The sequence below is a fragment of the Bacteroides sp. RCH18 genome, assembly GCF_058231005.1.
This window is the reverse complement of record NZ_JBIPTC010000001.1, coordinates 523941-546315: the sequence shown is the minus strand read 5'-3', so window position 1 is coordinate 546315 and position 22375 is coordinate 523941. Positions and strand designations below refer to the sequence as shown.

Annotated in this window: 21 protein-coding genes; 2 read left to right on the top strand and 19 right to left on the bottom strand. The window is 40.1% G+C overall.

All coding sequences use genetic code 11. The annotated features are described in order from the left end of the window. The first annotated feature begins 133 nt into the window (after positions 1 to 133). Complete coding sequence (gene gyrA, locus ACHLI0_RS01990; protein WP_008765727.1) at positions 134 to 2710, top strand: DNA gyrase subunit A; 2577 nt, start codon at positions 134 to 136, stop codon at positions 2708 to 2710. 32 nt (positions 2711 to 2742) lie between these two features. Continuing rightward, complete coding sequence (locus ACHLI0_RS01985) at positions 2743 to 3960, top strand: tetratricopeptide repeat protein (RefSeq protein WP_008765728.1); 1218 nt, start codon at positions 2743 to 2745, stop codon at positions 3958 to 3960. 227 nt (positions 3961 to 4187) lie between these two features. On the opposite strand, the gene ACHLI0_RS01980 is transcribed toward ACHLI0_RS01985, so the two are convergent. The 19 genes from ACHLI0_RS01980 to tsaD all read right to left on the bottom strand — a co-directional run bounded on the left by ACHLI0_RS01980 (position 4188) and on the right by tsaD (position 22225). After that, positions 4188 to 5309, bottom strand: coding sequence for a universal stress protein (locus ACHLI0_RS01980; RefSeq protein ID WP_490748339.1), 1122 nt, complete (start codon positions 5307 to 5309; stop codon positions 4188 to 4190). A 73-nt stretch (positions 5310 to 5382) separates the two neighbouring features. After that, entirely contained in the window at positions 5383 to 5673 is a 291-nt protein-coding gene (locus ACHLI0_RS01975) for a hypothetical protein (RefSeq protein WP_008761566.1), read from the bottom strand. A gap of 133 nt (positions 5674 to 5806) precedes the next feature. Further along, positions 5807 to 6640, bottom strand: coding sequence for a tetratricopeptide repeat protein (locus tag ACHLI0_RS01970; RefSeq protein ID WP_055217878.1), 834 nt, complete (start codon positions 6638 to 6640; stop codon positions 5807 to 5809). A gap of 18 nt (positions 6641 to 6658) precedes the next feature. Continuing rightward, the gene (locus ACHLI0_RS01965) at positions 6659 to 8485 is read right to left on the bottom strand and encodes a BatD family protein (protein WP_055217876.1); all 1827 of its coding nucleotides are present in this window, start codon (positions 8483 to 8485) and stop codon (positions 6659 to 6661) included. Between the two features lie 34 nt (positions 8486 to 8519). After that, the gene (locus ACHLI0_RS01960; RefSeq protein WP_172685117.1) at positions 8520 to 9242 is read right to left on the bottom strand and encodes a tetratricopeptide repeat protein; all 723 of its coding nucleotides are present in this window, start codon (positions 9240 to 9242) and stop codon (positions 8520 to 8522) included. A gap of 9 nt (positions 9243 to 9251) precedes the next feature. Next, positions 9252 to 10280, bottom strand: a complete 1029-nt coding sequence (locus ACHLI0_RS01955; protein ID WP_008761569.1) for a VWA domain-containing protein — start codon at positions 10278 to 10280, stop codon at positions 9252 to 9254. Between the two features lie 44 nt (positions 10281 to 10324). After that, positions 10325 to 11308 carry a vWA domain-containing protein gene (locus ACHLI0_RS01950; protein WP_008761570.1) on the bottom strand — a complete coding sequence of 328 codons (984 nt, stop codon included), beginning with the start codon at positions 11306 to 11308 and terminating at the stop codon, positions 10325 to 10327. A 44-nt stretch (positions 11309 to 11352) separates the two neighbouring features. Beyond that, positions 11353 to 12441 (bottom strand): BatD family protein, encoded by a 1089-nt coding sequence (locus ACHLI0_RS01945; RefSeq protein ID WP_055217872.1) that lies wholly within the window; start codon positions 12439 to 12441, stop codon positions 11353 to 11355. Then, positions 12441 to 13310, bottom strand: a complete 870-nt coding sequence (locus ACHLI0_RS01940) for a DUF58 domain-containing protein (RefSeq protein WP_008761572.1) — start codon at positions 13308 to 13310, stop codon at positions 12441 to 12443. Before ACHLI0_RS01940 ends, ACHLI0_RS01945 begins: the two co-directional genes overlap by 1 nt. An 87-nt stretch (positions 13311 to 13397) precedes the next feature. Next, positions 13398 to 14393 carry an AAA family ATPase gene (locus tag ACHLI0_RS01935; protein WP_008761573.1) on the bottom strand — a complete coding sequence of 332 codons (996 nt, stop codon included), beginning with the start codon at positions 14391 to 14393 and terminating at the stop codon, positions 13398 to 13400. A 238-nt stretch (positions 14394 to 14631) separates the two neighbouring features. Continuing rightward, positions 14632 to 16095, bottom strand: coding sequence for an HU family DNA-binding protein (locus ACHLI0_RS01930; protein WP_490748337.1), 1464 nt, complete (start codon positions 16093 to 16095; stop codon positions 14632 to 14634). 15 nt (positions 16096 to 16110) lie between these two features. Next, positions 16111 to 16383 (bottom strand): HU family DNA-binding protein, encoded by a 273-nt coding sequence (locus ACHLI0_RS01925; RefSeq protein WP_008761575.1) that lies wholly within the window; start codon positions 16381 to 16383, stop codon positions 16111 to 16113. Further along, positions 16376 to 17686 (bottom strand): 30S ribosomal protein S12 methylthiotransferase RimO, encoded by a 1311-nt coding sequence (rimO, locus tag ACHLI0_RS01920; protein ID WP_234117818.1) that lies wholly within the window; start codon positions 17684 to 17686, stop codon positions 16376 to 16378. The genes ACHLI0_RS01925 and rimO overlap by 8 nt, the downstream gene beginning before the upstream one ends. Next, the gene (gene ftsY / locus ACHLI0_RS01915) at positions 17683 to 18642 is read right to left on the bottom strand and encodes a signal recognition particle-docking protein FtsY (protein WP_010537997.1); all 960 of its coding nucleotides are present in this window, start codon (positions 18640 to 18642) and stop codon (positions 17683 to 17685) included. The genes rimO and ftsY overlap by 4 nt, the downstream gene beginning before the upstream one ends. Before the next feature lie 141 nt (positions 18643 to 18783). Continuing rightward, on the bottom strand, positions 18784 to 18942 hold the full coding sequence (locus tag ACHLI0_RS01910; RefSeq protein WP_008761578.1) for a DUF4295 domain-containing protein: 159 nt from the start codon (positions 18940 to 18942) through the stop codon (positions 18784 to 18786). A 14-nt stretch (positions 18943 to 18956) separates the two neighbouring features. Then, positions 18957 to 19145 (bottom strand): 50S ribosomal protein L33, encoded by a 189-nt coding sequence (gene rpmG, locus ACHLI0_RS01905; RefSeq protein WP_008761579.1) that lies wholly within the window; start codon positions 19143 to 19145, stop codon positions 18957 to 18959. A 21-nt stretch (positions 19146 to 19166) separates the two neighbouring features. Next, the gene (rpmB, locus tag ACHLI0_RS01900) at positions 19167 to 19427 is read right to left on the bottom strand and encodes a 50S ribosomal protein L28 (RefSeq protein WP_008765736.1); all 261 of its coding nucleotides are present in this window, start codon (positions 19425 to 19427) and stop codon (positions 19167 to 19169) included. A 122-nt stretch (positions 19428 to 19549) separates the two neighbouring features. Beyond that, complete coding sequence (locus ACHLI0_RS01895) at positions 19550 to 20782, bottom strand: competence/damage-inducible protein A (protein ID WP_055217866.1); 1233 nt, start codon at positions 20780 to 20782, stop codon at positions 19550 to 19552. A gap of 423 nt (positions 20783 to 21205) precedes the next feature. Then, positions 21206 to 22225: a tRNA (adenosine(37)-N6)-threonylcarbamoyltransferase complex transferase subunit TsaD gene (tsaD, locus tag ACHLI0_RS01890; protein ID WP_008765738.1), complete on the bottom strand. Its 1020-nt coding sequence runs from the start codon at positions 22223 to 22225 to the stop codon at positions 21206 to 21208. Positions 22226 to 22375 lie beyond the last annotated feature (150 nt).

The following is a 22375-nucleotide window of genomic DNA, read 5'->3' as shown; positions in this document are numbered from 1 at the left end:
AAATATAGACAAACAGACTGTCCTTCAAGCAGAAAAAAACTTTCTTCGGAAAAACTTTCGTATATCGTGGAAAAGTAGTACTTTAGCGTGGTTTTTCACAGACCATACAATGTATAATTAATAATCATTTTAAATGCTTGAACAAGACAGAATTATAAAGATTAACATCGAGGAGGAAATGAAGTCATCGTACATTGACTACTCCATGTCGGTCATTGTTTCACGTGCCCTTCCGGATGTTAGAGATGGATTTAAGCCCGTTCACCGTAGAATTTTATACGGAATGATGGAATTGGGTAATACTTCAGACAAACCTTATAAAAAATCTGCAAGAATCGTGGGTGAAGTACTGGGTAAGTACCATCCGCATGGAGACTCTTCAGTTTATTATGCTATGGTGCGTATGGCTCAGGAATGGGCAATGCGTTATCCTTTGGTAGATGGCCAAGGTAACTTTGGTTCTGTAGATGGTGATAGCCCCGCTGCCATGCGTTATACGGAGGCTCGTTTAAACAAGTTGGGTGAAGCGATGATGGATGACCTGTATAAGGAAACTGTAGACTTCGAACCTAACTTTGATAATACGTTGACAGAGCCGAAGGTGATGCCGACCCGTATTCCTAATCTTTTGGTTAATGGTGCTTCCGGTATTGCGGTAGGTATGGCAACTAATATGCCTCCTCATAATCTTTCGGAAGTAATTGATGCTTGTGAAGCATATATTGATAATCAGGAAATCACAGTAGAGGAACTGATGACTTATGTCAAAGCTCCGGATTTCCCTACAGGTGGTTATATATATGGTATCAGCGGAGTACGTGAAGGATATCTGACAGGTCGTGGACGTGTAGTAATGCGTGCAAAAGCGGAAATTGAAACCGGACAGACACATGATAAAATCGTAGTGACTGAGATCCCTTATAATGTTAATAAGGCTGAACTGATCAAATATATTGCTGATCTTGTTAATGATAAGAGAATAGAAGGTATCTCGAATGCAAACGACGAGTCTGACCGTGACGGTATGCGTATCGTTATTGATGTAAAACGTGATGCTAATGCAAGCGTAGTGCTGAATAAGCTGTATAAGATGACAGCCTTGCAGACTTCCTTCGGTGTGAATAATGTTGCATTGGTTCACGGACGTCCTAAGACATTGAATCTGAGAGATATGATTAAATACTTCGTAGAGCACAGGCACGAAGTAGTTATCCGCCGTACTCAGTTTGATCTGCGTAAAGCAAAGGAACGTGCACATATCCTTGAAGGTTTAATCATTGCTTCTGATAATATTGATGAAGTTATTCGTATTATTCGTGCAGCTAAGACTCCAAATGATGCTATTGCAGGTTTGATAGAACGTTTTAATCTGACAGAAATACAGTCACGTGCAATTGTAGAGATGCGTTTGCGTCAGTTGACTGGTCTGATGCAGGATCAGCTTCATGCTGAATACGAAGAAATCATGAAACAGATTGCTTATTTGGAAAGTATTTTGGCTGATGATGAGGTATGTCGTAAGGTGATGAAAGATGAATTATTGGAAGTTAAAGCGAAATATGGTGACGAACGTCGTTCTGAAATCGTTTATTCTTCCGAAGAGTTTAATCCGGAGGACTTCTATGCTGATGATCAGATGATTATCACAATTTCTCATATGGGATATATCAAACGCACGCCATTAACAGAATTCCGTGCGCAGAATCGTGGTGGAGTAGGCTCTAAGGGAACAGAAACTCGTGATGCGGACTTTGTAGAGCATATATATCCGGCTACTATGCACAATACCATGATGTTCTTTACACAAAAAGGTAAATGTTATTGGCTGAAAGTTTATGAGATACCGGAAGGAACGAAGAATTCCAAAGGACGTGCTATACAAAACCTGTTAAATATAGACTCTGATGACAGTGTAACTGCATATTTGCGTGTTAAGAGCCTGGATGACACTGAATATATCAATAGTCATTACGTATTATTCTGTACGAAGAAGGGTGTTATCAAGAAGACATTGCTTGAACAATATTCACGCCCGCGTCAGAATGGTGTAAATGCTATTACAATTCGTGAGGATGACAGTGTAATTGAAGTTCGAATGACGAATGGTAATAATGAAATCATTATTGCTAATCGCAATGGTCGGGCTATTCGTTTCCATGAAGCTGCAGTTCGTGTAATGGGACGTACGGCTACAGGTGTACGTGGTATTACATTGGATAATGATGGTCAAGATGAAGTAATAGGAATGATATGTATTAAAGATTTGGAAACAGAATCCGTAATGGTTGTTTCTGAACAGGGATATGGTAAGCGCTCTGAAATTGAAGATTATCGTAAGACTAATCGCGGTGGCAAGGGTGTAAAGACCATGAATATTACTGAAAAAACAGGTAAGTTGGTAACAATTAAGTCAGTGACCGATGAGAATGACTTAATGATTATCAATAAATCTGGAATAACTATCCGTCTGAAAGTTGCCGATGTCCGCATTATGGGACGTGCTACTCAAGGTGTTCGTCTGATTAATCTTGAAAAACGTAACGATCAGATTGGTTCTGTATGTAAAGTAATGACAGAAAGTCTTGAGGATGAAGTTCCCGCAGAAGAAGCAGAAGGTACTATTGTCAGTGATCTGACTACTGATCAGGATGTTGACAATGCAGATACTGCTACAGATGTTAATGAAAATAACAACGAAATTGAGGAATAGACATAATATTAATAATTAATCAAACAACAATCATGAAAAGAGTATTATTTTCAATGGTTTTATTGATGGCCGTAAGCTTATCATTCGCTCAAATGAAGAATGTAAAAGAAGCCAAAAGCATTGCCAGTGATGTAAAACCGAATTTTAATCAAGCTGAAAAGCTGATTAATGAAGCCATTAAGAACCCTGAGACCAAGGATCTTCCTGACACATGGGACGTTGCTGGATTTATTCAGAAACGTTTTATCGAAGAAGAACGTGATAAGAAAGGTGTTCTGAAACAGCCGTTTGACACATTGAAGGCATACAACAGCATTTTAAAAATGTTTGAGTATTATACTAAATGTGATGATCTAGCTCAAGTACCTAATGAAAAAGGTAAAATTAAAAACAAATATAGAAAAGCAAATGCTTCAACTATATTGGTTGAACGTCCTAACTTGATCAACGGTGGTATTCAATTCTTTAACCTTGATAAGAATAAGGAAGCTTTGCAATTCTTTGCAACATACGTAGAATCAGCTTCTTATCCTATGTTGGCAGAGCAAAATTTAGCTAAAACAGATACTCTTTTGGCACAAATAGCATATTACGCAACATTGGCTGCTGACAGAGTAGGAGATAAAGATGCAATTATTAAATATGCTCCTGCTGCATTGGATGACAAAGATGGCGGTAAGTTTGCAATGCAATTGATGGCAGATGCATATAAAGCTAAAGGTGATACTGCGGCATGGGTTAAATCATTGGAAGAAGGTATTTTAAAATTCCCTGGAAATGATTATTTCTTTGCGAATTTGGTAGATTACTATACTAGCTCTAACCAAGCTTCTAAAGCTATGGAATTTGCTGATAGAATGTTGTCTACTGATGCCAATAACAAGTTGTATCTTTATGTGAAAGCGTACCTTTATCATAATATGAAAGAATATGATAATGCTATTGAGTTCTACAAGAAAGCTATTGCTGCAGATCCTGAATATGCAGAAGCATATTCTAATGTAGGATTAGTGTATTTGATGAAGGCTCAGGATTATGCTGATAAAGCTACAACAGATATCAATGATCCTAAATATGCAGAGGCACAAGCTACAGTGAAGAAATTCTATGAAGAAGCTAAGCCATTCTACGAAAAAGCCAGAGCTTTGAAACCTGATCAAAAAGATTTGTGGTTACAGGGTCTTTACCGTGTTTACTATAATCTGAACATGGGTCCTGAATTTGAAGAAATCGATAAGATGATGAAATAATTATATTAAGTCAGTTATTATAAAAGACTATCCCAAAATTTAAATTGGGATAGTCTTTTTTTATTTTTACAAATAAAGAAGCTTGAATGATGATTCTGATTTTTATCAAACTATATAATGATGATTCTCTTTTTGTGAGAAAATAAAAAAGAGGCTATACCAATTTTCTATTAAACATAATCATTATTATTCCCTAAACGTAAACAGCTTATTTTCGTTCTTTCTCATCATCCGTTAATAACAAGCAATGGCGTATCAGAATGGAAAATCATTTTACGAGCAATGCTCGGGTTAAATAATCGTGCAAATATATTCCTCTTATAGGAAGTTAATGTTATTATATCTATTTGATTATCTTTGATATATTGATCAAGTCCTTTTAATAGATTATCATTCATTACCACATCATAATGAATTTCAAGCCCGGGATATTGTTTTTGGAAATAGTCTTTGATACCTGCAAGTTTAATTTCATTCCAAGTATCTTTGGATTCAGCCAGATGTATTAATGAGACTGAAAAATGGAAAGATTTCCATGTGTTGAAAAATGCTTCAAAAGCAATCAAGTCTCTCTGATCAAAATTGGTTAAGAAAGCAATACGTTTTACTTCATTGAATTCTTTGAACGGAGTATTTTCTGGAATAGCCAATACTGCTGTGCGGCTTCGATCAATAATTTCAGCTGTTACACTGCCAATTAAGTCAATGTCTTTCTGGCTTTTTCCACGCGTTCCCATAATGATAACCTTAGGACGTTGCTCCTTGGCATATCTTAAGATTTCTTCCTCCGGAATTCCTTCTCGTAAAATACAATTATATTTGATATCTGGAAATTCTCCAGATGCAACTTTTTCCTTAATCTTATCAGATAGTGCGTTGAGATCTGAATGGACCTGCTGGATGATTGTTTTAACAGATTCTTCATCTCCGATCTGATAATTGAATACATCGCCATATGGTAATGACGAAGCGTATATCGGTGTAAAGTAAACATGTAATAGAATCACTTCAGAATTCTCAGTTTTGGCCAAATTAAAGCCAAATTCACACGCTTTCATCGAATAACTGGAGAAGTCGACAGGTATTAAAATTTTGTTCGATTTACTATCTACCTTAGGTGTCTTCTCTCCCACTATACTTTCAGATAACCAGGTAGAACTTTCCGTTATTTTTAATGCACGTGGTAGATCACTTTCTTTAATTCGCAGACGTACTCCTGAAGATACAACAGGTTGTATTTGATTTACGTTATGAATGTATGTTTCTATTCCTTCATTTTCGAGGACATTCTTTAGAATCTGAGCTTTTGTATAAGTCAGAATAGCTAAGGTTACTAATTTATCTTCCATAATAATCTGTTTTTGAAGGTAAACAAATAAGAAATCCCAATTGTTTGGGCAATTGGGATTCTTGTTTTATATTTTAAATTTGCATAGGTTCGGTAGCTTGTTCTTTTTGCATACTCATGTTTATTTCATCTAAAATTTTTAGAGCCCGGTCGAGAACAGTTGTGTCATCCAGCATTACAAGCCCACCATCCGGACCGGGCTCAAGATGTATTCCGACACTTTTTCCTTCCTTGAAATTGTGGCCTCCGAAGAAGTTGCGCACTGTATCTACGTGCAAACCAAGTTCGTCTGCTATTCTATGCATGCTACCGCTAGGCAATGAATCTTTAATCTTGCGAAGTTCATTAAATGTTATTGTTCTCATGTCTCATAAATTTAATGGTTAATACTATATTGTATTTAATTTTTTATCACGCTATAAACTTAAGCAAAAAAAAAGATAAAACAAATTATTTGCTTATCTTTTTTCCTAAATTCCTAAATTCTGTTTACGAATTTTATATCACTTCAATAGCGGAAGCCGGTACCCATCCTACTTTGCCGTCTTCCAAGCGAATTTCTTTCCACTCTTTCATTGAGTTATCTTTGATACTGATCTTGCGTCCCTCATGAAGGATGAACAAACTTGTTCCACTTTCACTCGGAGTGCTGCGAACTGTTACACTAGGATTCATGACGATCGCTTCGCTTCTATTTACTAAACGTTCTTTTTGCTCTGAAGCAAAAAGATTAGAGCATATCACAACGATTAAGAAAACGATACCTGATATAAATCCTGTTTTTTTCAGTATAATCTGCTTGGAGAAAATAAAGAAGTAAAGAGCGATGATAAATAGAATAAAGGAGACAATTCCCCATGTAGCCCATGCGTCTACACTCATACTGTTTATCAAGGCTTTGGTCCATGATACAAAGAAAACTTCCGGAACAGGTTCTACTTTATCTATTGTTTTAGCGCGTGCCACTTCCAGATTGGCACGGATGTCGCTGTTTCCTGGTTTCATAAGCAAAGCACGTTCGTAGTTGAGTACGGCTTTTGCAATTTCTCCAGCTTTGTAGTAACTGTTTCCTAAATTATAGTACACATCCGCAGATTCCCCATTTTTTAATAAGGATTCATATATTTGGATAGCAGTTGCATAATCATCTTTTATATATGCGGAATCTCCTTCGGCTTTTGTTACATCTTCCAATTTCCTATCAGAAAATGTATGTGAACCCGCATGGATAGAATCAGCTTCAGTTATTTGTATAGAATCAATGCTTTGAGTTCCTTGTCCGAAACAAGTGACTGACATTGATAATAATATAAAAAACAATATTTTTTTCATGACACAATCTCTTCTGGGTTAATGTTTTATTGAATTTTCCATTCTGCTTATCACTTCTATTGAAGAAGAATAGACTTTATCCATTGCCTGATTTTCATCACCTGGAGCGAAACGAGCAAATTCACAATCATTCAATGCATTCAGGAATTCTTTAATTAGTTCTTCACTTACTCCATGGTTTCTCAGCTTCTCTTCAATATTGTCTTTCGACAAACGGGAAACCGGAATACTGAGTTTGTCGCTGATATATCCCCACAATGCTTTCAGTACTTCATCATAGAAGGCATCTTTCTTGTTTTCAGAGAGCAACTTACCGGCTAGTTTCATGCGCTTGGTTGCTACCTTATTAGCTTTCTTTGTTTTCATCTTAGCAACATTGGCATTTGCAGCGGCTTGTTTGCGGTAGATGATAAAGAAGATGATGAAGGCTAAAGCAGGAATGATATAGAATAGCCAATAGGTCATTGAGCCATAGAAGAAACTACCCTTAGGTTGGAGAGTAACTTCATTTTGCTTAATGTAACGGATATCTTCACCCAATACTTTCAAGTCTTCTTTATTGGTGAAATTGGCAATCACCTGATCAGCATTTCCTGCACCTTTCTCAACATTGATTACGTAGTCTTCCGTTTTCAACGTTTTGTAAGATTTTGAACGGATATCGAAATAGCTGAAAGATACCCCCGGGATTTTATAATTGCCTGCATGTCTTGGAATAGCCAGATATTCAATGACTTTGTTTCCTGTAAGACCTTCCTGAGTTAATCTGACTTGGTTGTCCACCTTCGGATCATATACTTCAAAGTCATCCGGGAACTTAATTTCCGGATTAGAAATCAGCTTTAGGTTTCCGGTGCCGGAGATTACCAACTTAATGGTGATAGCATCATTAGTTTTCAGCTCCTTGCTATTAATGGAAGAAGAAATGTTGAACTCTCCCACTCCACCTGAAAAGTTTGCAGGTTTACCAGCAGGAAGCGGATTGACATTAATTGCTATTTTAGGAGTAACGATAGATTTCGGTACTTTAACTACATTGCTTCCACCATTGAAAAATGCATCAAAAGGATCGTCAGATTGTACAGCTTTACCTACCGTCATCTGGAACTGTGCCGGTTCTATAAATAACTTACCTGGTTGCTGGGGAAATAATACGAATTGGCGATAGATTGTCGTATTATAGTTACGTCCTTTATAATGCTCCTGTGTCCATCTTGCATTTGCATTCATTTCAATTTCTTGAGAATGAAATCCTTTAAAGTCAGGCAGTTTGGCATTATTCAATTGCAAGTCATGTTCTCTGGTGTATATTTTATAGGTTAAGACAAATGCTTCCTGCTCGTATACATTCGTTTTACTGGCAGTTGCTGTGATAAACAAATCCTGGTTAGATACACTTGTACCGGATGAAGAGCGTGCAGATGAGCTACCGTCATTTTGTCCTCCATTACTAGCTTGGTCTTGTGGCAAAACCTTCACCTTTACGGAGTTTGAAACCATCTGGTTGCCATCAGCTACAATAGAAGCTCCGGGGATTGTATATTCACCGGCAGTATTTGCCATCAATATATAAGTGAATGTAATACTACTTGTAGAGGTGACATTACCATTCATTATCTGTGTACTGCTTTGCTGAGAACGGCTTGGCCCCATCAGGACGTCGAATCCTTTGATAGACGGTGCCTGAAAGTCTTTAACTTTTTGTGTGGTTACTGTATAAGATAGCCTGAATTGATCCCCTACCACCACTACATCGGGAGCGGAAGCAGTGAATGACACCTTGTCGGCAAGCGCTTGGGTGCTATATGCTATCAATGCCATCAATATAACAATCAGTTTTTTCATTGCTTATGAAATTTATATCATCAACTTTTTATTATTACCAATCTTTTTCCAGACGACCGCCCTGAATAACTTTCTGTTGTTTCTTCACTTTGTCCTGTACGTCTTTCTCATCCTGCATCACAGAATTAAGTAACTGCTCAGCATTTTCCTTTGACATCTGATTATCTTGTTTTTCAGGCTTCGGCGGTTGTTGCTGATCCTTTTGGTCGTCTTTCTTCTGATCGTTCTGTTTATCTTTGTTTTGATCCTGTTTCTGGTCTTGTTTCTGCTGCTGATCTTTATTCTGGTCTTGATTTTGATCTTGATCCTGCTGATTCTGTTGGTCTTTCAACATCTTTTGGGCGAGTGCCAGGTTATACCGTGTTTCATGATCTGCAGGATTGTTGCGCAGCGACATTTTGTAGGCATCCACTGCTTTTGCATAATCTTTACCAGCTTGAAAAAGCACCCCCATATTATGGTAGATGTGTGCCAATTTCATTTTATCCTTTTCTATTTTGCTGGCAGAATCATATTGCTCCATGGCTTCCTGAAACTTTTGTTGTTGTGAGAGCGTATTTCCCAAATTGTACATGGATACAGCAGATTTAGGATTAACTTCCAAAGCCTTGCGATAATTAACTTCTGCATCTACGAATACACTATCATTGAACAGACGATTTCCTTTGCGGATATAGTCACGCTCTGCTTTCTGTGCCGAAACGCCGGCAGCCGATAACAGAAAAGCAGCAAACAAGATATATTTCATTTTTAACATACGCATAGCTTACTTCTTATTAGAGAACAGATGAACGTTTTTGAATAATGGATTCTTACGATCCAAAATTAACATCTCAGCTAGTAACAATAGTAAAATGATCCATGCAATAGCCTGAAACTGTTCGTTGAAATCTGTATATATTTTCGATTCCACATCAGACTTAGCCATCTTACTTATTTCCTGACTGATAGCCTTTTGGGCAGAATTAGAATTATCTACCCGTACATAGATACCCTTTCCGTCTTTGGCTATTTCTTGACACATGCCCTCATTCAGACGGGTTACAATTACATTACCTTCGCGGTCACGACGATAATCATTAGTGCCTTCTACCGGAATAGGAGCACCTTCGGGCATACCTACTCCCAGCACACTTACCTGAATCCCTTTTTCGGCAGCAGCTTTAGCAGCTTCTACAGCGCCACCTTCATGATTTTCACCATCCGTGATGACAATGATAGCACGTCCCACTCCTTCTTGCGGAGTAAAACTGCGGGTTGCCAGGTTAATTGCCTCTCCGATTGCTGTACCCTGCTTGGAAATCAGCGATGGGCTGATAGATTCCAAAAACATTTTGGCGGAAATATAATCGCTCGTGATCGGTAGCTGGGTAAAAGCATCTCCGGCAAATACGATCATACCGACTTTGTCGTTATCTAATTCATCTACCAATCTGGATATTAATCTCTTGGCTTTTTCCAAACGGCTGGGCTGCACATCCTGTGCCAGCATAGAATTGGATATATCCAGAGCTATAATCACTTCCACTCCTTTACGTTTCACCGTTTCCTGCTTGGAACCGAATTGCGGGCGAGCCAGCAATACTGAGAATAAGCCGATAGCGGCAAAGATGAGCCAGAATTTCACATCCGGTCGATATTTAGATACATCCGGCATTAATTGCGCTAACAATTCCGGATCTCCAAAACGCCGGATATTTCTCCGTCTCCTGTAATTGGAATACAAGTAGAAAGCTGCTAAAAACGGTAGTAGCAGCAATAAATATAAATATGCAGGTTCTTCAAATCGAAACATCTTCTTCCTATTTTACGTTACAAATCACGATTGACGAAACATTCCTACGGAATTTTCTTGAGTATTGAATTACGCAATAAAACTTCCAGTAGTACGCAAAGGAAAGCAGCCAGTGCAAACCAGCGATAGTCTTCTTCCCGTTTGCTATACTCTTTTACGTTCAATTTTGTTTTCTCCAGCTTGTCAATTTCTTCATATACCTCTTTCAGTTTCGAGTTGCTCGTAGCTCTGAAATAGTTACCATCGGTAGTACCGGCAATCTGAGTCAGTGTTTTCTCATCGATTTCCACCGGCATATTGATATACTGTACTGTATTGCCGACCGGATAAGGATATGGAGCCATTCCATTCGTACCCACTCCGATAGTATACACACGGATACCGAAACTTTTGGCAATCTCAGCGGCTGTCAATGGCGAAATATCTCCTTTATTATTGGTACCATCCGTCAATAAGATGATAACTTTTGATTTCGCTTTACTGTCTTTCAGGCGAGTTACAGCATTTGCAACTCCCATACCAACAGCTGTACCATCTTCAATAAGACCACATTTGATATTATGAATCATATCCAGCAATACGGCATGGTCCACAGTCAGCGGGCATTGAGTGAATGTTTCTCCGGCAAACAGAGTGATACCAATATTATCATTCGGGCGTCCGTTAATAAATTCGGCAGCTACATCTTTGGCTGCTTCCAGTCTGTTTGGCTTCAAGTCTTCCGCCAGCATACTGGTAGACACGTCGATAGCCAGCATAATATCAATTCCCTCTATTTCGCTGTTTTGCCACTTATTAGTGCTTTGCGGACGCGCTAATACCACAATAATCAAAGCCAATGCAATGACGCGCAGTATAAATGGAGCATGTAGCAAATAATTCTTATAACTTTTAGGAGTATGCGCATATACCCGTGCATCCGAAATCTGAAGGGTAGCTTCAGTTTTCTTTCGCTTCAAGATATACCATACAATATAAGGTATAAGCAATAATAGCAAAAACAGATATTCAATATTGGCAAAAACCATTTTATTTTCGATTTAACAGTTTACTATTTAGTATTCACACCACATTATGCAAAGAGATCATAAAGCTGCATACCTATATATACAAAAGTACCTATTAATGCTGCTGACAAGAATACAATACCGCAGATTAATAATATTTTGGTACGCAGAGAACGTTTCTCGATAATTGTGATTTCCGTTGGTTGCGGTTTCTGATTCTCCTCTTCCGGTTGCTTTGTTTCGTTGATAAAGTCGATTGCATTAATCAAATTCGCATCATTTTCATTCATTTGCGGATCATGCTTGGCAAATTTTACTAAATCAGCTGTCTGGAAGAGTTCCTTCAAATCTGATATTGCCTCTTTATCATTCATTTCCAATAACTTATCGATAATTTCAGAAGAAGTCATCTCTAGTGCATTGAATCCGAAACGATCTTTAATATAAGTACGAAGAGTATCTGTCAATTCCGTATAATATGCCTTCGGCTGTCCTTTCTGCCATACTTTCTCATTCTTGATACGTTCGATCTCCTTCATAGCAGCCTGATGTGGCGGCAACTTAGGTTCTACTTTTATCTTGCGGATAATCGGTTTGTTATCACGTATACGAATGATCAGATAGATCAATAAGCCGAGTAAAGGCAATGCAAGGAATGAGCAACCGATCAGTCCATACCAATCTTCCCATGCGAAAGGCGCTTTCATCACCGTTTTCTGTCCGAAGAACTGGTCCGGATGCAATGTGTCAACTGGCATCGAATATACTTTCAATGCCAGAGCTTTCGATCTATATTCTTTGCCATCCACTGTGACGGGCATTGGCGGAAGATAATAGAGAGCTGAGTCAAACGAGGTAACGATGTATTCCTGAGTAATCAGCATTCGTTGGCGATCATTCAGAAATTGTGTATCCGGTTTGACGGTTTCTATAATTTCTACCCCACGCACCAGTGTATCGGTATAAGCAGGAAAGACAGCACGTTGTTTGGCGTCCATCGCTACTTGTAATTGTACTTTCGCCTGTTCGCCAATTAATATCTGCAACGAATCTATCTTGGCTTCCACCGTAACAGACTGTGCCACAGCTCTACCTATAGAAAGCAGACATAACAATGCTATCAGAATAATATTTCTATTCATCTTTGATTCCATTAATTTCGTTTGGCAAATAAATTCAGCAATGCCTTTACGTAATCCTGGTCGGTTCTCACAGATACGGAGTCAACATTACTTTTGGTAAATGTGTCGTTCAGTTCGGTCTGTTTGTTTATCCACCAGTCACGGTGTGCCCGGCGTACAGCTTTGGAAGAAGTATCGATCCATTGTTCATGCCCGGTTTCCGCATCTTTTATTCGCATCAGTCCCACCGGAGGAAGATCACTCACTCTCCTATCGTAAACCTGTAATGCCACTACGTCATGCTTTCGGTTGGCAATAGTCAGAGCGTTCTTAAAGTTATCCTGATCGATGAAGTCAGATAGAATAAACGCTGTACAACGTCTTTTCATTACATTGGTCAGATACTCCAATGCGAGACGAATATTTGTACGACGGCTTTCCGGCTGGAAGTCAATCAATTCGCGGATAATATATAGAATGTGTTTACGTCCCTTCTTAGGAGGAATAAACTTTTCTATCCGGTCTGAAAAGAAGATCACACCAATTTTATCGTTGTTTTGTATAGCAGAAAATGCAAGAGTAGCTGCAATTTCCGTTACCATATCCTTCTTCAGTTGTTTGACCGTACCAAATTCCAAACTTCCGGAAACATCGACCATCAACATCACTGTCAGTTCGCGCTCTTCTTCAAACACCTTCACATAAGGTTTGTTGAATCGTGCCGTCACATTCCAGTCGATGTCGCGTATATCGTCGCCGAACTGATACTCACGGACTTCAGAGAACGACATACCTCTACCTTTGAAAGCCGAATGGTATTGGCCTGCAAAGATATTGTTAGACAGTCCTCGTGTCTTGATTTCAATCTGACGAACCTTTTTTAATATTTCACTTGTTTCCATTTATACAGTAGTTAAAGTAGTAAGTAGTCAGGTAGTTAAGTAAAATGCACTTGACTACCTTTTACTGCATTGCAATATGATAGCAGATTAGGGCACTTCAACCTTGTTCAGAATCTTGCTGATGATTTCGTCCGAAGTCATGTTGTTGGCTTCCGCCTCGTATGTCAGTCCGATACGGTGACGAAGAACATCATGCGCAACAGCACGTACATCTTCCGGGATTACATAGCCGCGGCGTTTGATGAAAGCGTATGTGCGGGCAGCCAGTGCCAGATTGATAGAAGCACGAGGTGAACCACCAAATCCGATCATGTCTTTCAGTTCTTTGAGATCGTATTTCTCGGGGAAACGAGTAGCAAATACAATATCTACAATATAACGTTCTATTTTCTCATCCAGATAAACTTGGCGAACCACCTTGCGGGCTTCGATAATTTCTTCCGCTTTCAGGATAGGTTTCACATTGAACTTCTCGCCGTTGATATTCTGACGGATAATCAGTTTTTCTTCTTCCAGCTTCGGATAGTCAATCACTACTTTTAGCATGAAACGGTCTACCTGTGCTTCAGGAAGCGGGTAAGTACCTTCTTGTTCAATCGGGTTCTGAGTAGCCAATACTAAGAAAGGTTCCGGCAACATGAATGTTTCCTTACCGATAGTAACCTGACGTTCCTGCATGGCTTCCAGCAAGGCACTCTGTACTTTGGCCGGAGCACGGTTTATTTCATCCGCCAATACGAAGTTGGCAAAGATAGGTCCTCTTTGTACTTTGAAAGATTCATCTTTCTGACTGTAAACCATGGTACCAATAACATCGGCCGGCAATAAGTCGGGAGTGAACTGAATACGGCTATATTTCGCATCGATCAGGGAAGCGAGTGTTTTGATAGCCAAAGTTTTTGCCAGACCGGGTACACCTTCTAAAAGAACATGTCCGTCGGAAAGCAATCCGATAAGCAGTGATTCAACCAAATGTTTCTGACCAACGATGATTTGGTCCATACCTGTCGTAAGATTGGTAACGAAAGCACTTTGTCTTTCAATCCGCTCATTCAGTTCGCGGATATCAATTGATTCAGCCATAAATACTTAATATTTTATTATTTAATTCTCATTAATAAGGTGTAAGACTTACCAGTGTGTAAGGCTTCTAAATTCGCTCCCAAAAGTACGCCATATAATTAACGATTGCAACTAATTTTTATTAAAAAACAATGCGAAATCTTTAGATTAAGGTACTTTCATACGCTTTTGTACTTACGTAACATTTCACCCGGCTATACATTGCTGTATGAGCCGGGTGAATGGGTGTTTTTTGTTTTTATTCTTTTGTAAGTTCCGGTATCTCGATTGTCGTACCGTATGGTACGTTATCGGGGTTCTTGATTACTTTCGGGTTATGTTTTACGATGTATGGCCACATGGCTTTTGTACCGTAAAAGCGTAATGAAACTTTCGTTAAAGTCTCTCCTTCTTTAATTGTGTATTTTGTTTTGGTACCGGTTATCTTGTAGGATGCGGAATCCGAATATGCCGAAGCGGCTGGTTGTTGTTGGGCAGGTTTACTTTCTGCTTTGACAGGTTCCGCTGTCGGTTCCTTCTTGACAACAGGTTGCGGTTGGACTGCTTCCACCACAGTATCCTTGTGTGCAATTGTATCTGAAAGTTGCGCTTCCGGCTGCACAGGTTGAGTAACCTCCGGCATATCAACCACATTCTTATCAGACGAAGATGAGAACAAATCCGGATAATAAATAAACAGGATAGCTCCTCCACACAGTAGTAAGACTATAATAATAGTTGCTATTAAATAAGGAATAGCTGATTTTTCCTTTTTATTACTGTCTTTATCAGTATAGGTAGCTTTCGGTTGTTCTATTTCCGGTTGCATTTTGGGAGTTACAGGCTCCATATTTGCTTTATGAAGCTCCTGGGCTATAATTTGCTCTGCGGTAACTTCCGCTTTTTCTGCAATAACCGTTTCCTCTTCTTCTGCCTCCGCTGTTTCAGTCTCCGGTTTCTGCTCTTCTATAATTGTTTCTTCCGATTGCTCCTCAATAGGTTCCTCTGTCACCGGACTGAAGTCAGGTTCCAAAACAGCTTCCGAAGATTCCTCTACAGGCTCTTCTTCTGGGGCTTCCTCAGATACTGATTCCGGTTTCGGTTCAGTTTCCACTTCCGACAATTCTTCAACTTCAGGTTCTTCTGTTGCAACTGGTTCCGTTTCCGTTTCAGTTTGACCGGTTTCATCCGCGTCAGTCTCAGGAACTTCAGCTACAGCTACTTCTTCAGCAGTCGGCTGCTTTTCGATTACAGGTTCTTCCGGTTGTATTTCTTCCTGAATATCTCCACCGACATTTTCATTTCCTGCTATTTCGGAGTCGATCATTTCAGTCTCAGTATCAGAAACCGCACCTTCCTCCTCATCGGATTCTTCCATCGGGGTATCTTCCAATACCGTACCTTCATTTAATACTACCGTTTCAAAGTGTGCAAAAGGCTTATTTATCGTATCTCTCAGATTGGTGTCCGGAGTAAACGATACTTTGGTATGGCCTTTTATCTGAAAACGTTCCCCTGTGTTGACATTAACGCTTTCCCGGCTATCCACATCCACAAGTTTGAAAGTCCCCAATCCTTTGATTTTCACAGTCTTCTCATTCTCCAGGGCTTGTTCTATCAAGAGAAAAAACTCTTTGACGAATGCTTCGGCATCCTTCTTGGTCATGCTATGTTTAGCCGCCAATAAGTCGATAAGGTCTTGAATTGTCAGTCTTTCATTCATAATGGGAAATATATATTATTTAAACTTGTCTTTCAGTGTATTGCTGGGTCTGTACGTCAATACCAATTTAGGAGGAACCAGCATACGCTGCTTCGTGGACGGATTGATCGAAATGCGCTCCGCTTTTTTCTTCACTTCAAAAGAACCGAAGCCCTGTATTGCAATCGCATTCCCGTCTTCCAGTTCCTGTGTCATGTCAGACAATAAAGAACTTATCAGTTCAGAAGTGTCTTTGATAGTATATCCCAGTCTGTCTGCCAGTTCCGATGTAAATTCCTTATTATTCATACTTGTTTAATATCTTTGCATATAAATCAAAATCGTCCGCATCGGTTACTTCTGCCTGATAGAATTGTCCGATTTCAAGTTCTTCTCCGGAAACGCTGATCAATACTTCCGGGTCTACCTCCGGTGAATCAAATTCCGTACGTCCGATATAATAATCTCCTTCGATCCGGTCGATGATGACTTTCATCTGCTGACCAATTTTTGCAGCGCTCAATTCTGCTGAAATGCCTTGCTGGATGTCCATTAGTTCGTCCAGTCGGGCTTGTTTAACCTCCTGTGGTATAGAGTCTTCATATTGTTGGGCAGCATAAGTTCCCTCTTCTTCAGAATAAGCGAAAGCTCCCATCCTGTCGAAACGCGCCTTGCGTACAAATTCTTTCAACTCTTCAAAGTCTTCTTCCGTTTCTCCAGGATGTCCTACCATCAGCGTAGTGCGCAGATGGATGCCCGGTACTTCTTTACGGAACTGTTCGATCAACTTGTACGTATCTTCTTTGCTTACCTGCCGACGCATCAGTTTCAACATGTTGTCACTGATATGCTGCAAGGCAATATCCATATATTTGCAGACATTATCGCGTTCCCGCATCACACGAAATAAATCCGTTGGAAAATGTGCCGGATACGCATAATGTAGACGAATCCACTCTACACCCGGAATTTCCGAGATACGTTCGATCAATTCAGGCAGCATTTGCTTTTTATACAGATCGACTCCATAATATGTCAATTCCTGAGCAATCACCTGGAACTCCTTTACTCCTTGCGATACCAGATACCGGACTTCATCCACTATTTCTTCCATCGGCTTGGATATATGGCGTCCTGTAATAATGGGAATAGCACAATAAGAGCACTTGCGGTCACATCCTTCTGAAATCTTCAGATAAGCATAATGCTTGGGAGTGGTCAAAGTACGCTCAATATACAATTCCTCATGGTACGTTTTTCCCAAGTCTTGCAAGAGTTCTTTCCAGTTGAATTTACCGTAGAACTTGTCTACCTGTGGTATTTCAATGGCCAGTTCTTGCAAATAACGCTCGGAAAGACAGCCCATTACAAACAGTTTCTTCAAGTCGCCTTCTTCTTTTCTTTCTGCAAATTCCAGAATTATATTGATAGACTCTTCTTTCGCGTCACCGATGAAACCGCAGGTATTGATTACCGCTATCTCCCCTTCCGGGTTTTCTGTATCATGAGTTACACTGTATCCTGCTTCTTCCAGTTGACGCATCAACTGCTCCGAGTCTACTAAATTTTTAGAACAACCTAAAGTTATAATATCTATTCTCTTTCTTTTCATGCATTCTCTCCAAACAGGGAATCAACAAATTCATTTTTGCGGAAGACCTGCAAATCTTCCATGCCTTCACCCAATCCAATGTATTTTACAGGAATCTTGAACTGATCGGAGATACCGATCACTACTCCGCCTTTGGCGGTTCCGTCCAACTTGGTGATAGCCATTGCAGTCACTTCCGTAGCCAATGTAAACTGCTTGGCCTGCTCGAAAGCATTCTGTCCGGTAGAACCATCCAATACCAGTAGCACTTCATCCGGTGCATTGGGTACTACCTTCTTCATGACGTTCTTTATCTTGGTAAGCTCATTCATCAAGCCTACTTTATTGTGCAAGCGGCCGGCCGTATCGATAATCACTACATCCGCATTGTTGGCAACAGCAGAACTCAGTGTATCGAAAGCGACAGATGCAGGGTCCGCACCCATTTTTTGTTTGACAACAGGCACGCCTACGCGTTCACCCCAGATCATCAACTGCTCTACGGCAGCTGCACGGAATGTATCGGCGGCACCCAGATAAACAGATTTGCCTGCTTTCTTGAATTGATAAGCTAATTTCCCGATTGTTGTTGTTTTACCTACCCCGTTTACTCCCACTACCATGATTACATATGGCTTTTTCTCGATAGGTACATCAAAGTCCGCTACGTCATCCGAATTATTTTCGGTCAAAAGGGCTGCAATTTCATCACGCAGTATGTGATTCAACTCCTGAGTATTCACATATTTGTCTGCAGCTGCACGTTTTTCGATGCGTTTGATAATATTCAAAGTTGTCTCTACCCCCACGTCAGATGTGATCAAAACTTCTTCCAGATTATCCAATACTTCGTCGTCTACTTTCGACTTACCAGCCACGGCACGAGCGATTTTACTGAATACGCTCTCTTTGGTTTTAGATAATCCTTTATCTAAAGTTTCCTTCTTTTCCTTTGAAAAAAAACTAAAAAATCCCATATCAACAGTTATTTGTATAATACATTATGCTACAAAGATATAACAAAGGATTGGAAAAGTAAAAAAAAGAAGCAATAAAAAATCCCCTCACTGTTTGCCAATGAGGGGATTTTGTGTTTATAGCGTTTTATGCTATTCTGATTATTTTTTGAAAAAGTCTTGTACTTTTTCGTTTGCAACCATTTGTTCATCAAAAACGTAAGCTCCAGTTTTCGGAGATTTCACCATTTTGATAACCTTGGTATAAGCACGACCTTCTTTAGAACCTTCGTGCAAACTTGCTACTGTTTTCTTTGCCATGGGTTATACTATTATTATTTAATTTCCTTATGTACTGTTACTCTCTTCAGAATCGGGTTGTATTTCTTCAACTCAAGTCTTTCAGTTGTATTCTTTCTGTTTTTAGTTGTGATATAGCGAGATGTTCCCGGCATTCCACTCTCTTTGTGTTCTGTACATTCCAGAATCACCTGTACTCTGTTACCTTTTGCTTTCTTTGCCATTGTAAGTTTTCTCCTCTACGTTTAGCCGATTACTTTAATGCTTTTCCAATCACAGAAACCTTTAGCTACTGCATCGTTCAGTGCAGCGTCCAGTCCTTTTTTGTTGATGATACGCAGACCGTTAGCACAAAGGCTAAGGCTGATCCAACAGTCTTGTTCTACATAATAGAACTTTTTGTTAAACAAGTTCAAATCAAAGGTTCTTTTTGTTCTTCTCTTTGAGTGTGAAACATTGTTGCCAATCATGGCTTTCTTTCCGGTAATTTGACAAATCTTCGACATTTCTATCTTATTTTTATAGTTTTATATCTATACTTATTTCAAACAGGACGCAAAGTAAGCACTTTTATCCGTATAAAACAAGGATTTCTTAAAATAATTCACTTCCAGACACCAATTTTTCCTTATTTGAGCAAATCACGAAGAATTAATAGCGCATTATTGCCCGCTCTTTCAATATTCATGGCTCTTCCGCGGTTCGTTTCCTGCCTGTAAGTGCGAATTTCATTTTTATAACCAGCAGCGATCCAGACAGTGCCTACCGGCTTCTCCGGCGTTCCACCTCCGGGACCGGCAATTCCCGAAGTTGCGACAGCGCAGTCGGTTTTCAGCGCTTTCATCGCTCCTTTTACCATTTCGATCACAGTCTGCTCACTGACAGCGCCATACACTTCCAGTGTTTCCGGTGAAACATGGAGCAGATTCATTTTCACTTCGTTAGAATATGCCACTATTCCTCCGTTAAAGTATTCCGAACTTCCGGCAATGGACGTCAGACGTGCCGCAATGCTTCCTCCGGTGCAACTTTCTGCGGTGGAAACGGTTAAATTCTTCTTTTTCAGCAGTTCGCCTACGATTACCTCCAGTGGGATATCTTCTTCGCTGAAAATATCATCGCCCAGTATCGCTTCCAGCTTAGCCTGCTCGTCGTTCAGTGCGCTTTCCACTTCTGTCTTGTTCTGTCCCCGTCCGGTCAGCCGCAAGCGGATGATTCCAAGTTTGGGCAGATATGCCAATTTGATGCTTTCCGGCAAGGCTGTCTCCCACGGTTCCAGTTTTTCAGCAAGTATGGATTCGGGGTAATGTTGTACCAGAAAGGTCCGGTGCATGATTACATCCGTCTGAAACTTCTCACGTAGCTTGGGCAATACAGACTCAGTCATAACGGTTGTCATTTCCTGCGGAACGCCCGGCATGGATACGAGCACTTTATTGTCTTTCTCAAACCAGCTGACAGAAGCGCTTCCTACCGGATTGTTGATGACTGTGCAATCTTTGGGAACCATTGCCTGACTCTTATTCAGCGCATTCATCGGTATTTTTCCGGCAAGCACCCGCTTCACGTTCTCAAATACTTCTTCGCTGAATATCAGTTCGGTGTGGAAGTATTTACAGAGAGTTTGTTTGGTGATATCGTCTTTTGTGGGGCCGAGTCCTCCGGTTACCAGAACAATATTCACCCTTTTCATCGCGTTATCTACTGCTTCTATGATCTCTTCTTCCCGATCACGGATCGAAACAATGCGTAGAACTTCGATACCTATCTTATTTAATTCCTGCCCCATCCAGGCAGAATTTGTATCGACTACCTGCCCTATCAGCAGTTCGTCGCCAATGGTAATAATCTCAGCAAACATTTTTTCCTGCGTTAGTTAATAGAATATGCTACCTATATTAATAAGGTATATACACTATGTTAAGTCATTAGGTTTACTTCATTTTTTCGTTCCACATACGTGATCCATTCGGTTCATGTGCGTGAGCTGAATGGATCATGTATGTGAACCGGACGGTTCACGCACGTGGAACGAAGGAGTGCTATAAACAAAGATTCTTAATGAAGGCTTCTTATATCATTAATCCTCCTTTGTTTCCCTATTATATATAGGTGCATTTTGTTTTCAGCAAGGCTTCTTTATGTCGCCGCCTATTGGGGCGGTGACATTTTTTTCGGCGTTTGCCGTCACTATTGTTGTTGTCGTCACTTTAAGTGTCACTGTTTAATTTGCTATACTTCAATTAGTTATTGAATAAAGTAACGATGACGGTAAAAAACTGTTTTATAATGTAACACGGGAATAAGCCGGAAGATCGATGGAGCAGAAGTCTTTATCCAGATACTTGAAGTATCCGGTAATGGCAATCATGGCTGCATTGTCGGTCGTGTAGCTGAATTTTGGAATAAAGATATTCCAGCCATACTTTTCGGCATGTTCCCGGAAAGAGTTACGCAATCCGTTGTTGGCAGAGACTCCTCCGGCAACGGCTACTTCTTTAATCTTATATTCTTTGGCAGCTTTCCGCAGTTTGTCCATCAGGATGTCTACAACAGTTGCTTCCAGAGAGGCGGCCAAATCCACTTTGTGATGCTCGATGAAATCAGGATCGTCTTTCATCCAGTCACGCAAGGAGTACAGGAAAGAAGTTTTCAGTCCGCTGAAGCTGTAGTCCAGCCCCGGAATATGCGGTTTGCTGAAAGTAAACGCTTTCGGATTGCCTTGACGTGCCAGTTTGTCAATGATCGGTCCGCCTGGATATCCGAGCCCCATCACTTTTGAACATTTATCGATTGCTTCTCCGGCAGCGTCATCAATTGTCTGACCGAGAATTTCCATCTCATTATAGGCTTTTACCAATATAATCTGTGAGTTTCCTCCGGACACCAACAGGCAAAGGAACGGGAATTTCGGTTGGATATTCTCTTCTCCTTCTGCTTTAATAAAATGAGCTAAGACATGTCCTGTCAGATGATTAACATCTATCAAAGGAATACCGAGTGAACGTGCGAATCCTTTGGCGAAAGAGACGCCTACAAGCAAAGATCCCATCAATCCCGGTCCACGTGTGAAAGCTACCGCGCTCAGTTCTTCTTTGGTAACTCCTGCTCGTTTCAGTGCTTCGTGTACCACCGGAACAATGTTTTGTTGATGTGCCCGCGAAGCTAATTCGGGTACTACTCCGCCGTATGCTTCGTGTACGGCTTGACTTGATACCACATTTGACAGCAGATAACCATCCTTGATTACGGCTGCCGACGTATCATCACAGGAGGATTCAATTCCTAATATTATTGCACTCATATGTTTTTAAACTATTAAACGGTGCAAAAGTAATGATAAAACTACGATTCATAACGAACTATTTTATATTTTTGTTCGCTAAATAAAAGTTATCGCTTATCAGAACGCTGAAAAAGACTGTACGCTGGGTAGTTGGTATTGTACTGGGAG